Genomic DNA, 13,075 nt, shown 5'->3' with positions numbered 1-13,075 from the left:
CTCAGTTGACCGCGGCGGTCGCGGCGGTGGCCGATGCAGGAGCATCGGTCGGCACCACGAGGCCGGTCTGTGTCGCGTCGAAACCGCCGCCGAGCGCCTTGATGAGGCCGATCTGCATGTCGCGGCGGCGCATCTTCAGGCCGGTCACCGTCTGGTCGGCGGCAAGGCGGTTCTGGTCGGCGGTCAGCACCTGCAACTGCGGCGACAAACCAGCTTTGTAGCGAATCACTGCCAACTGGTATGCCTTGGTCGATGCGTCGAGCGCGCGTTGTGCGTCGCCTTGCTGCTGGTCGATCGAACGGATCGACGACACTTGCGTCGCGACGTCCGAGAGGGCGCTGATCAGCGTCTGGTTGTAGTTCGCCACATCCAGATCGAAGTCGGCGTAGCGGCCTTTCAGTTGCGAGCGCAGCGCGCCGGCGTCGAAGATCGGCAGATGAATGGCCGGACCGAATTGCATCTGACGGCTGCCGGCCTTCAGGAAACGGCCCCAGCCGAACGCGTCGAAACCGAAGCCGGCCGCGAGGTTCACGTCCGGGAAAAACTCCGCTTTGGCTTCCTTCACGTCGTGCATCGCGGCTTCGACTTGCCAACGCGCGGCGACGATATCCGCGCGGCGCGCGACGAGGTCGGCCGGCAGGTTGTTCGGCAATGCCACGACGTTGCCGTTGGTCAGCGTGGGCTGCGCGATTTGCAGGCCGCGATCCGGACCCTTGCCGAGCAGCGCGCCCAATTGATAGCGCACGACGGTGATCTGGCCGTCGAGGTCGGTCAAATTGGACTGGCTGGTCGCGATGTTGCCGTTCGCGGTTTGCCGCTCGACATTGGTGTCGAGGCCGGCGGTCACGCGGCCGTTGGTGATGCGGCCGATATCCTGGCGGTTGGCGATTTCGCGCGCGGCGATGTCGCGGAATGCGTAGAGCTGCGCGAGCTGGTTATACGTGCTGGCCACCGACGCCGCGAGCGTCACACGCGCCTGCTGCATGTCGGCCTCAGCGGCCTTTTCCTGCGACACGGCCTGACCCAGACGCTGGCGGTTCTTGCCCCACAGGTCCAGATCCCACGAGGCACTGGCGAGCACGTTATTCTCGCTATACCAGGTGCCGCCGTACGGAGGCGGGTAGAGCGCGTTCCCCGAGAAGAGTTCGCGGGTCCACGAATAGCTGCCGTTGACCTTCGGGTAGAGCGCCGAGCGCGAGCTCTCGATATACGACGAAGCCTTGGCGAGACGCGCCTGCGCCTGCGCGATCGACGGGCTGCCTTCCAGCGCTTCGGCGATCAGCTTGGGCAATTGCGGGTCGCCGAACTGGTTGGCCCAGTCGAGCGACGGCCACTGGCCGCCCTGACCGGTGAGGCTCTGGGTGGACTCGTACTGAGCGGGCGACGAGATCTGCTTGTCGCTTTTCATACCGAAGTAGTTCGCGCATCCCGTAAGGGCGAGCGCCGTCACCGCGGCGGCGACAGCGGCCCGGCTCGAAAACGCGGGCGCGGACAGGGAAAGGGATTTCATCGCTCGACTCTTTGAGTGGAATGTAATGATGGACACTGCAAGCAATTTCTTACGATTTACTGTCAAAATTGCTTGCTGCATCACGGGTTAGTCCCGTTTGTTCGCCGGAATTGATGAGCACGCGACGCAGCATGCTCTTCAGAAAACCCACTTCTTCCGGAGTGAAGCCGCCTAGCAGGCTATCCAGCACGCCGTTGAAAATAGCCGGCATTCTGGCGGCGATGGCATGACCTTCCGGCGTGAGCGCGAGGCGCACGACCCGCCGGTCTTCGCTGCTGCGCACCCGGGTCAGCAGGCCGCGTTTCTCCAACCGGTCTATCAGACGCGTGACGGCGCTTGCGTCGATACCGTATTCGCGGGCCAGTTCGGCCGCCAGCAGGCATTTGCCGCTCGCCACCATGAACAGGATGCTGCCCTGCTGGCTGGTGATGCCGAGCTCGGCCATGCTGCGCTGGGTGACCAGGTTGGACAGCGTCGATTTAACTCGCGAGATCAGGTAGCCGACGCTCTCGCCTAGCTGATATTCGCTGAGGTCCGGCGTGGGTGTAGCGGACGGCTCCGTCATGATTCTCGTGCGAATGCAATGGTTGACTAGGCAGGATTATAGAGGCCGGTTGGTTGACGCGGCAAGTGTTATTACAGCTTAGGCAAGGAACTTTCCCCGCTCAAGTCATAATCCGCGTGATTTTGCGTAGGATTTCGCCCGCCTGCTTGCGTTTCATTTCTGCCATTCCGTCGCGTCGCCGACTGCGGCCTATCAGGGAATACCAGAAAGCTTCATTCGCACGTGCTACAATATTGGGTTCCCAAAAGTGCGCTTTGGGCTTTGTTGGTTTCGTTCACACAATGCTGCTGCTGGCGCACTCAACTGTCTCCAGGTTCCTATGACTCGCGCCCTACGCAACATCGCCATCATTGCTCACGTCGACCACGGCAAGACCACGCTCGTCGACCAGCTTCTCCGCCAGACCGCCACGTTCCGTGACAACCAGCAGATCGCTGAGCGCGTGATGGACTCGAACGACATCGAAAAAGAACGTGGCATCACGATTCTTTCGAAGAACTGCGCGGTCGAATACGAAGGCACGCACATCAACATCGTCGACACGCCGGGCCACGCCGACTTCGGCGGCGAAGTGGAGCGCGTGCTGTCGATGGTCGACTCGGTGCTGCTGCTGGTCGACGCCGTCGAAGGTCCGATGCCGCAAACGCGCTTCGTGACCAAGAAGGCGCTGGCGCTCGGTCTGAAGCCGATCGTCGTGATCAACAAGGTGGACCGTCCGGGCGCGCGGATCGACTGGGTGATCAACCAGACGTTCGACCTGTTCGACAAGCTGGGCGCAACCGACGAACAGCTCGACTTCCCGATCGTCTACGCGTCGGGTCTGAACGGCTACGCAGGCTTGACGCCGGACGTGCGCGAAGGCGATATGCGCCCGCTGTTCGAAGCCGTGCTGGAACACGTGCCGGTTCGCCCGGCCGATCCGTCGGCCCCGTTGCAACTGCAGATCACGTCGCTCGACTACTCGTCGTATGTCGGCCGTATCGGCGTGGGCCGCATCACGCGCGGCACCATCAAGCCGGGCATGTCCGTCGCCGTGCGTTCGGGTCCTGACGGCGCGATTCTGAACCGCAAGATCAACCAGGTGTTGTCGTTCAAGGGCCTGGAGCGCGTGCAGGTCGACTCGGCTGAAGCCGGCGACATCGTGCTGATCAACGGCATCGAAGAAATCGGCATTGGCGTGACCATCTGCGCACCGGAACAACCGGAAGCGCTGCCCATGATCACCGTCGACGAACCGACGCTGACCATGAACTTCCTCGTCAATTCGTCGCCGCTGGCCGGCCGCGAAGGCAAGTTCGTCACGAGCCGTCAGATCCGTGACCGCCTGATGAAGGAACTGAACCACAACGTCGCGCTGCGCGTGAAGGAAACCGGCGACGAAACCACCTTCGAAGTGGCGGGCCGCGGTGAACTGCACCTGACCATTCTGGTGGAAAACATGCGTCGCGAAGGCTATGAGCTGGCCGTGTCGCGTCCGCGCGTGGTGATGACGGAAGTCGACGGCGTGAAGCACGAGCCGTACGAAAACCTGACCGTCGACATGGAAGACGGCCACCAGGGCGGCGTGATGGAAGAGCTGGGTCGCCGTAAGGGCGAAATGCTCGACATGGCGTCGGACGGCCGTGGCCGTACGCGTCTCGAGTACCGTATTTCTGCGCGTGGCCTGATCGGCTTCCAGTCGGAATTCCTCACGCTCACGCGCGGCACGGGCCTGATGAGCCACACATTCGACTCGTATCAGCCGGTCAAGGAAGGCGCGGTCGGCGAGCGTCGCAACGGCGTGCTGATTTCGCAAGATGACGGCGCCGCTGTCGCGTACGCACTGTGGAAGCTGCAGGATCGCGGCCGTATGTTCGTGTCGCCGGGCGAGCCGCTGTACGAAGGCATGATCATCGGCATTCACAGCCGTGACAACGACCTGGTCGTGAACCCGATCAAGGGCAAGCAACTGACCAACGTGCGTTCGTCGGGTACGGACGAAGCCGTGCGCCTCGTGCCGCCGATCCAGATGTCGCTGGAATACGCGGTCGAATTCATCGACGACGACGAACTGGTCGAAGTCACGCCGCAATCCATCCGCCTGCGTAAGCGCTACCTGAAGGAACACGAGCGTCGCAGCGCGAGCCGCAAGGGCGCGGTGGACTAAGCGAGCGGGCATTATCGGCTGCGGCCGGTACGATGCTTTAGCAGCGCAGTCAGGCAAAAGCCACCTCCGGGTGGCTTTTGCCGTTTCTGGGCTTCGGTAACTGGATAACCGCTGCGGGCGCTGCGCGATATCTTGTTTTCATTTCATGCAGAAGACCGTTGCGAACCGAGAGAATCGCCCGAAAGCCCGTCGCGACGGGCTTGAGCGGCAATCCATCTGCTATCTGCACTATCCGTTCTGTGATATGCTCCCCGGGTGCAAAGTTTTAGGTCCTTCCAAGCAAGACTTGATTCGCGCAATCCGCTAAACGGTCAGGCCGTGTCGCGGAAGGTTCTGTAACCCGCTATTTCTCGAGAAACTCGAAGAAAGGTGAGCGTAAAAATGATGAAGCAATTCCAGTCGAACTCTTATCTGTTCGGCGGCAATGCTCCGTACGTAGAAGAAATGTACGAAGCGTATCTCGATAATCCGGCGTCAGTGCCCGAGAACTGGCGCAGCTATTTCGACGCGTTGCAGAACGTCCCTGCATCGGATGGCAGCAATGCCAACGACGTGGCCCATGGCCCGATCGTCGAATCGTTTGCACAACGTGCCAAGGCCAATGCCTTCATCCCGCGCACGGCGGCCGGCGGCGAAGATCTCGCTACCGCGCGCAAGCAGGTCTATGTGCAGTCCCTCATCGGCGCGTATCGCTTCCTCGGCTCGCAATGGGCCAATCTCGATCCCCTGAAGCGCCGCGAACGTCCCGCTATTCCCGAACTCGAACCCGCGTTCTACGACTTCACCGAAGCCGACATGGACCAGGAGTTCAGCGCCACGAATCTGTATTTCGGATTCGAGAAAGCGTCGCTGCGCGAGATCGTCAAGGCATTGCGCGACACGTACTGCGGCACGATCGGCGCCGAGTACATGTACATCAGCGATCCGGAACAGAAGCGCTGGTGGAAAGAGAAGCTCGAGTCGATTCGCTCCACGCCGAACTTCTCGAACGAAAAGAAAAAGCACATCCTGAATCGCCTGACGGCCGCTGAAGGCCTCGAGCGCTTCCTGCACACCAAGTACGTCGGCCAGAAACGCTTCTCGCTCGAAGGCGGCGAAAGCTTCATCGCGTCGATGGACGAAGTCGTGCGCCACGGTGGCGCCAACGGCGTACAGGAAATCGTCATCGGCATGGCTCACCGCGGCCGTCTGAACGTGCTGGTCAATACGCTCGGCAAGATGCCGGCTGACCTGTTCGCCGAATTCGAAGGCAAGCACCACGACGACCTGCCGGCCGGCGACGTGAAGTACCACAAAGGTTTCTCGTCGGACGTCTCGACCGAAGGCGGCCCGGTTCACCTGTCGCTCGCGTTCAACCCGTCGCACCTCGAAATCGTCAACCCGGTGGTCGAAGGTTCGGCGAAAGCTCGTATGGACCGTCGCGGCGACGACAGCGGCCTGCAAGTGCTGCCGGTGCAGATCCACGGCGACGCGGCTTTCGCGGGCCAGGGCGTCGTGATGGAAACGCTGAACCTCGCGCAAACGCGCGGTTACGGCACGCACGGCACGCTGCACATCGTCATCAACAACCAGATCGGCTTCACGACGTCGGACCCGCGCGACTCGCGCTCCACGCTGTACTGCTCGGACGTGGTCAAGATGATCGAAGCGCCGGTGCTGCACGTGAACGGCGACGATCCCGAAGCAGTCGTGCTGGCTACGCAGCTGGCCATCGACTTCCGGATGCAGTTCCACAAGGACGTCGTCGTCGACATCGTCTGCTTCCGCAAGCTGGGTCACAACGAGCAGGACACGCCGGCCGTCACGCAGCCGCTGATGTACAAGACGATCGCCAAGCACCCGGGCACGCGCGCACTGTACGCTGAAAAGCTGGTGCAGCAAGGCGTGATCACCGCCGAAGAAGGCGAGGAGTTCGTCAAGAACTACCGTAAGGCGATGGACGAAGGCCATCACACGGTCGACCCGGTGCTCTCGAACTACAAGAGCAAGTACGCGGTGGACTGGGTTCCGTTCCTGAACCGCAAGTGGACCGACGCTGCGGACACCGCAGTGCCGCTCGCGGAACTGAAGCGTCTGGCCGAGCGCGTCACCACGGTGCCGGAAAACTTCAAGGTTCACCCGCTGGTCGAGCGCGTTCTCAACGACCGTCGCGCGATGGGCCGCGGTGAAGCGAAGCTCGACTGGGGCATGGGCGAGCACCTGGCCTTCGCGTCGCTGGTCGCGTCGGGTTACGCAGTGCGCCTGACCGGTCAAGACTCGGGCCGTGGCACGTTCACGCATCGTCACGCAGTGCTGCACGATCAGAACCGCGAACGCTGGAACGACGGCACGTATGTGCCGCTGCAGAACATCGCCGATGGTCAGGCGAAGTTTACGGTGATCGACTCGGTGCTGTCGGAAGAAGCGGTGCTCGGTTTTGAGTACGGTTACTCGACCGCTGAACCGAATACGTTCGTCGCGTGGGAAGCCCAGTTCGGCGACTTCGTGAACGGCGCGCAAGTCGTGATCGACCAGTTCATCTCGTCGGGCGAAGTGAAGTGGGGCCGTGTCTCGGGTCTCACGATGCTGCTGCCGCACGGCTATGAAGGTCAGGGTCCGGAGCACTCGTCGGCACGTATTGAGCGTTTCCTGCAACTGTGCGCGGACCACAACATGCAGGTCGTTCAACCGACTACGCCAGCGCAGATTTTCCACCTGTTGCGCCGTCAGATGATCCGCCTGTTCCGCAAGCCGCTGATCGTTGCTACGCCGAAGTCGCTGCTGCGCCACAAGGAAGCCGTCTCCGATCTGTCGGAACTGGCCAAGGGCGCGTTCCAGCCGATCCTCGGCGAAGTCGACGAAGCCATCGACGCGAAAAAGGTCAAGCGCGTGATCGCCTGCTCGGGTCGCGTGTATTACGACCTGCTGGCACATCGCCGCGAATCGAAGTCGAACGACGTCGCGATCATCCGTATCGAACAGCTCTATCCGTTCGCGCACAAGCAGTTCGAAGCGGAAATGAAGAAGTACGACAACGCGACCGAAGTGGTCTGGGTGCAGGACGAGCCGCAGAATCAAGGCCCGTGGTTCTACATCGAGCACCACCTGAAGGACGGCATGAAGGAAGGGCAAAAGCTGGCATACAGCGGACGTCCGGCTTCGGCCTCGCCGGCGGTCGGCTACTACGCGAAGCACTACGAGCAGCAGAAGGCGCTGGTCGAAGGCGCTTTCGGCCGCCTCAAGAGCTCGTCGATCGCTAAATAATCATTAAAACCGAACCGGGAAAGCGCAACGCGCTTTCCCGTGCCGCATCCGAACAGATCAGTTGTGGCATTCGAGGTTCGCAGGCGGTCGTCGGATCCATGGATCGCGCGCCGTCACCCGATACGTATTCAGGATATTCACAAAATGGCTATTGTTGAAGTCAAGGTCCCCCAGCTCTCCGAGTCGGTCTCGGAAGCCACCATGCTGCAGTGGAAAAAGAAGCCGGGCGAGGCTGTTGCTCAAGACGAAATTCTCATCGAAATCGAGACCGACAAGGTCGTGCTCGAAGTGCCGGCACCCTCGGCCGGCGTGCTCGCGCAAGTCATCGCGAACGACGGCGACACCGTCACGGCCGATCAGGTGATCGCCAAGATCGACACCGAAGGCAAGGCGGGTGCCGCTGCCGTCGAAGCCGAAGTGAAGCCCGCTCCGGAAGCCGCGCCGGCACCCGCCGCCGCAGCGGCTCCGGCGGCTCAAGCCGCATCCGCAACGGGTGCGAACACCGCAGCTTCGCCGGCTGCCGGCAAGCTGATGGCCGAGAAGGGTCTGGGCGCGGGCGACGTGTCCGGCACGGGCCGCGACGGCCGCATCACCAAGGGCGACGTGCTGACCGCGGGCGCTCCTGCTGCCAAGGCAGCACCGGCTCCGGCACCGGCCGCCGCACCGAAGGCTGCCAAGCCGTCGCTGCCGGACGTCAAGGCGCCGGCTTCGGCCGATCAATGGCTGAAGGACCGCCCGGAACAACGCGTGCCGATGTCGCGTCTGCGCGCGCGTATCGCCGAGCGTCTGCTCGAGTCGCAGCAAACCAACGCCATCCTGACCACGTTCAACGAAGTGAACATGGCCCCGGTGATGGACCTGCGCAACAAGTACAAAGACCGCTTCGAGAAAGAACATGGCGTGAAGCTCGGCTTCATGTCGTTCTTCGTGAAAGCGGCGGTTCATGCGCTGAAGAAGTTCCCGCTGGTGAACGCGTCGATCGACGGTAACGACATCGTCTATCACGGCTACTTCGACATCGGTATCGCGGTCGGTTCGCCGCGCGGTCTGGTGGTGCCGATCCTGCGCAATGCCGATCAGCTGAGCCTCGCCGACATCGAGAAGAAGATCGCTGAATTCGGTCAGAAGGCCAAGGACGGCAAGCTGTCGATCGAAGAAATGACCGGCGGCACGTTCTCGATCTCGAACGGCGGTGTGTTCGGTTCGATGCTGTCCACGCCGATCATCAACCCGCCGCAATCCGCGATTCTGGGCGTGCACGCCACCAAGGAACGCGCTGTGGTCGAGAACGGCCAGATCGTGATCCGCCCGATGAACTACCTGGCGCTGTCGTACGACCACCGTATCATCGACGGCCGCGAAGCGGTGCTGTCGCTGGTCGCTATGAAGGACGCGCTGGAAGACCCGGCGCGCCTGCTGCTCGACCTGTAATCGCGGGTTCGGCTGCCGGCTTGTCATTGCGCAAGCCGGCGCCATATATGCAGCAAGCAGTCAGCATGTCTTTCGCATTCCGCAGTACAGGAACGCCGCGCGCCACGAATTGTGACCAATAAGCGTGGCCGCGTGCCGTTCCGCCATCAAAAGGATTGTCATGTCCAAAGAATTTGACGTCGTCGTGATCGGCGCAGGCCCTGGCGGTTATATCGCCGCCATCCGCGCAGCGCAGCTCGGCAAGACCGTCGCATGTATCGAAAAATGGAAGAACCCGGCCGGCGCGCTGAAGCTCGGTGGTACGTGCCTGAACGTGGGTTGCATTCCGTCGAAGGCGCTGCTCGCGTCGTCGGAAGAATTTGAAAACGCGTCGCATCATCTCGCCGACCACGGCATTTCCGTGGAAAACGTGTCGGTCGATATCACGAAGATGATGGCCCGCAAAGAAGGCATCGTCGAAAAGATGACCAAAGGCATCGAATTCCTGTTCCGCAAGAACAAGATCACGTGGCTCAAGGGTCACGGCAAGTTCACCGGCAAGACGGACGCCGGCGTGCAGATCGAAGTGAGCGGCGAAGGTGAAACGGAAACGGTCACGGCGAAGAACGTGATCATCGCCACGGGTTCGAAGGCGCGCCATTTGCCGAACATTCCGGTCGACAACAAGATCGTCGCCGACAACGAAGGCGCACTGAGCTTCGACACGGCACCGAAGAAACTCGCCGTGATCGGCGCGGGCGTGATCGGTCTGGAACTGGGTTCGGTGTGGCGCCGTCTGGGCGCGGACGTGACCGTGCTCGAAGCGCTGCCGGAATTCCTCGGCGCGGCTGACCAGGCGCTCGCCAAAGAAGCGGCCAAGCAGTTCAAGAAGCAAGGTCTGGATATCCACGTCGGCGTGAAGGTCGGCGAAGTGACGACGACCGACAAGAGCGTGACGATCAATTACACGGACAAGGACGGCAACGCGCAGAAGCTCGAAGCGGACCGCCTGATCGTGTCGATCGGCCGCGTGCCGAACACCGATAACCTCGGTCTCGAAGCAATCGGCCTGAAGGCCAACGAGCGTGGTTTCATCGACGTCGACGACCACTGCGCGACGGCGGTGCCGAACGTGTACGCGATCGGCGACGTGGTGCGTGGCCCGATGCTCGCGCACAAGGCGGAAGACGAAGGCGTGCTGGTCGCGGAAATCATCGACGGTCAGAAGCCGCATATCGACTACAACTGCGTGCCGTGGGTGATCTACACCGAACCGGAAATCGCGTGGGTCGGCAAGACGGAACAGCAGCTGAAAGCAGAAGGCCGCGAGATCAAGACGGGCCAGTTCCCGTTCATGGCCAATGGTCGCGCACTCGGCATCAACAAGGCGGATGGTTTCGTCAAGATGATCGCCGACGCGAAGACCGACGAACTGCTCGGCGTGCACATCATCTCGGCCAACGCATCGGACCTGATCGCGGAAGCCGTGGTGGCGATGGAATTCAAGGCGGCGTCGGAAGACCTCGGCCGCATTTGCCATCCGCACCCGTCGCTGTCGGAAGTGATGCGCGAAGCGGCTCTCGCCGTCGACAAGCGCGCGCTGAACATGTAATTCCGCGCACGCCTGACTGACAGTACTCCGGCATTACCACGAAGGCGGGCGGGTTCACTCCCTCCCGCCTTTCTATTTGCAGCAACACGATGAACGTCACCGAATACTACGAAAAAGAACTGCAGACGCGGGGTTACCAATCGGACCCGGCGCAACGCGCGGCGGTCGACCGTCTGCAGCGGTGCTTTGAAGAGTGGACCGCCTACAAATCGCGCCGCTCGAACGCGTTCAAGAAACTGCTGATCCATCCGGATCTGCCGCGTGGCGTGTACATGTGGGGTGGCGTAGGGCGCGGCAAAAGCTTCCTGATGGACAGCTTCTACATGATCGTGCCGTTGCACCGCAAAACGCGCCTGCATTTCCACGAGTTCATGCGCGAAGTGCACCGCGAGCTGGAAGATCTGAAAGGTCAGGCCGATCCGCTCGACGAACTCGCGCGCCGCATTGCCAAACGCTACCGGCTGATCTGTTTCGACGAATTCCACGTGTCGGATATCGCCGACGCGATGATCCTTTATCGTCTGCTCGATAAGCTTTTCGAAAACGGTGTGCAGTTCGTGATGACCTCCAACTACGATCCGGACACGCTGTATCCGGACGGGCTGCATCGCGACCGGATGCTGCCGGCAATCGAACTCATCAAGCAGAAGCTCGACGTGATCAATGTCGATGCGGGCATCGACTACCGGCAACGTACGCTCGCGCAGGTCGAGATGTACCACACGCCGCTCGGCGCCGCCGCCGATAAGGCGTTGCGCGACGCATTCGCGCGTCTTGCCGCCGTGCCCGATGAAAGCCCGATCCTGCGCATCGAAAAGCGCGAGTTGAAGGCGTTGCGCCGCGCCGACGGGGTCGTGTGGTTCGACTTCGCCACCTTGTGCGGCGGTCCGCGCTCGCAGAACGACTATCTGGAACTGGCGAGCCGCTTTCACGCGGTGGTTCTTTCCAGCGTCCCGCAGATGTCCATACGCATGGCCTCGGAAGCGCGCCGCTTCACCTGGCTGATCGACGTCTTCTACGACCACAAGGTGAAGCTGCTGATGTCCGCCGCGGTGCCGCCCGAAGAACTGTACACGGACGGTCCCATGGCCAACGAGTTCACGCGCACGGTGTCGCGCATCGTCGAAATGCAATCGAAGGAGTATCTCGATACGCCGCGGCGGATCGTCGATACGTCGCTGACCTGAGGCATCGCGCGGCACGGCCGGCGCCGCTTTTGCGATAGATCACGTTCGGATTGCCGATGACGCGCAGGCGTCCGGCGTATTTTCAAGATTCGGATTGGTCTTATATTCCGTCCGCGGACGACTGGATATCTTTTGTCGAGGTTTAGACAAAGGAGAAACCATGAATCCCTACCGTGATATCAACGACGAAGAATGGCAACGTGTCGCACCGTTGCTTCCCGAACTGCGGCCGCGCTCAGAACTGCGTGGCAGGCCGCTTGCCAATACACGCTCAGTGCTCAACGGCGTGCTGTGGGTCATGTATAGCGGCGCCACCTGGTCCGCCATGCCGCGCAAGTACCCGTCATACCAGACCTGCCATCGCCGCTTCAAGGCGTGGTACGAGTCCGGCGTGCTGCACCGGGTCATGGAGCAACTGTTCGGCGCGGCGAGCGAAGAGCTTTGCGGCCTGATGGAAGCGCGCATGCGTACACACGTGAACGAGAAACCGAAGAGCGTCGAAGCCGAAAAGGCTCCGGTTGTCGCGCCTGCGGTATACAGCCCGCCTGCGAGCCAGCCACTGCCGTCCTCGCCGTTCGCGTTCCATTCGCCCTTCAAACACGCTGCATGATCCCTACAACCCAGCGTCCTCCAATAAAAGAAACGGCCGAACGATTGCGATCGCCGGCCGTTTCTCGTCGTTTCACGCGGGCTCTGTAACGAGCCCCGATCTACCCGCGCATCATTGCTGGCGAATCCACGTCTGCGAGCGGCCCAGCAGCGACACGCCGATATAGCCTCGCACGACCAGTTTGTTCCCACCGTCTTCCAGGTGCATCTTGCACTTGTACAGCTTGCCGTTTTCCGGGTCGAGAATCTGCCCGTGATCCCAGGCGTCGCCGTCCTTCTTCAGATCGCTGATGATCGTCATGCCGAGAATCGGCTGATCCTTGCGCGCGTCGGTACAGGCCGTGCAGCGGCGATCCGGCTGGTCGTTCGCACCGAGCCCCTTGATGACCTTGCCGCTGAGCGCGCCGCTGCCGTCCTGCGAGATCTGCACGAGCGCCTTGGGCTGGCCGGTATGATCGTCGATGGTTTGCCACGTGCCGACCGGACTGTCGGCCTGCGCCATGGCCGTCACGGCGCTGACGAGCAAGACGCCGGCAAGCGCGGCATGTTTGGCTGTACGAAGCGCGACTGCACGCGCGCGGTGGGTGAATTGCATCATTGTCTTCCTCCTTGATTAAAGACGGCGCGATCATGGTCGCGCGGCGTTATTGGCATCTCGGGCGGTCTTCAGGCGACGGCCGCCGTGATGCCTTGCGTGGCCCCTCAGGTTCGACTTCTGCTGCCCTCGTGTGCCACGCGCGACGGGTGGATTGCTGCTTGCCCGCCGCCGGCGGCACATCGTCAGCGCAGAATA

9 protein-coding genes are annotated in these 13,075 nt (G+C 61.8%); 6 read left to right on the top strand and 3 right to left on the bottom strand.

Annotation, left to right across the window (positions count from 1 at the left end):
- Position 1: 1 nt before the first annotated feature.
- Both ACFSNN_RS19785 and ACFSNN_RS19780 read right to left on the bottom strand, forming a co-directional pair.
- Positions 2-1,510, bottom strand: a complete 1,509-nt coding sequence (locus tag ACFSNN_RS19785; protein WP_134456387.1) for an efflux transporter outer membrane subunit — start codon at positions 1,508-1,510, stop codon at positions 2-4.
- Positions 1,511-1,559: 49 nt separating this feature from the next.
- Positions 1,560-2,075 carry a MarR family winged helix-turn-helix transcriptional regulator gene (locus ACFSNN_RS19780; RefSeq protein ID WP_134456386.1) on the bottom strand — a complete coding sequence of 172 codons (516 nt, stop codon included), beginning with the start codon at positions 2,073-2,075 and terminating at the stop codon, positions 1,560-1,562.
- 319 nt (positions 2,076-2,394) lie between these two features.
- On the opposite strand from ACFSNN_RS19780, the gene typA reads away from it, so the two are divergent.
- The 6 genes from typA (at position 2,395) to ACFSNN_RS19750 (ending at position 12,283) form a co-directional block, all read left to right on the top strand.
- Entirely contained in the window at positions 2,395-4,221 is a 1,827-nt protein-coding gene (gene typA / locus ACFSNN_RS19775; RefSeq protein WP_134456385.1) for a translational GTPase TypA, read from the top strand.
- Positions 4,222-4,602: 381 nt separating this feature from the next.
- Positions 4,603-7,464, top strand: coding sequence for a 2-oxoglutarate dehydrogenase E1 component (locus ACFSNN_RS19770; RefSeq protein WP_134456384.1), 2,862 nt, complete (start codon positions 4,603-4,605; stop codon positions 7,462-7,464).
- Between the two features lie 144 nt (positions 7,465-7,608).
- Complete coding sequence (gene odhB, locus ACFSNN_RS19765) at positions 7,609-8,895, top strand: 2-oxoglutarate dehydrogenase complex dihydrolipoyllysine-residue succinyltransferase (protein ID WP_134456383.1); 1,287 nt, start codon at positions 7,609-7,611, stop codon at positions 8,893-8,895.
- A 160-nt stretch (positions 8,896-9,055) separates the two neighbouring features.
- Positions 9,056-10,486 carry a dihydrolipoyl dehydrogenase gene (gene lpdA, locus ACFSNN_RS19760; protein WP_134456382.1) on the top strand — a complete coding sequence of 477 codons (1,431 nt, stop codon included), beginning with the start codon at positions 9,056-9,058 and terminating at the stop codon, positions 10,484-10,486.
- A gap of 89 nt (positions 10,487-10,575) precedes the next feature.
- Complete coding sequence (gene zapE, locus ACFSNN_RS19755) at positions 10,576-11,673, top strand: cell division protein ZapE (RefSeq protein WP_134456381.1); 1,098 nt, start codon at positions 10,576-10,578, stop codon at positions 11,671-11,673.
- A gap of 160 nt (positions 11,674-11,833) precedes the next feature.
- Positions 11,834-12,283, top strand: coding sequence for a transposase (locus ACFSNN_RS19750; protein WP_134456380.1), 450 nt, complete (start codon positions 11,834-11,836; stop codon positions 12,281-12,283).
- A gap of 111 nt (positions 12,284-12,394) precedes the next feature.
- On the opposite strand, the gene ACFSNN_RS19745 is transcribed toward ACFSNN_RS19750, so the two are convergent.
- A complete protein-coding gene (locus ACFSNN_RS19745; protein ID WP_134456379.1) occupies positions 12,395-12,880 on the bottom strand; it encodes a DUF2147 domain-containing protein in 486 nt (161 codons plus the stop codon).
- Between the last annotated feature and the right edge of the window lie 195 nt (positions 12,881-13,075).

It is taken from the genome of Paraburkholderia dipogonis, from assembly GCF_042680985.1.
Taxonomy (GTDB): Bacteria; Pseudomonadota; Gammaproteobacteria; order Burkholderiales; family Burkholderiaceae; genus Paraburkholderia; species Paraburkholderia phytofirmans.
The sequence above is the reverse complement of the archived record's forward strand: the minus strand, read 5'-3'. Positions and strand labels throughout refer to the sequence as shown.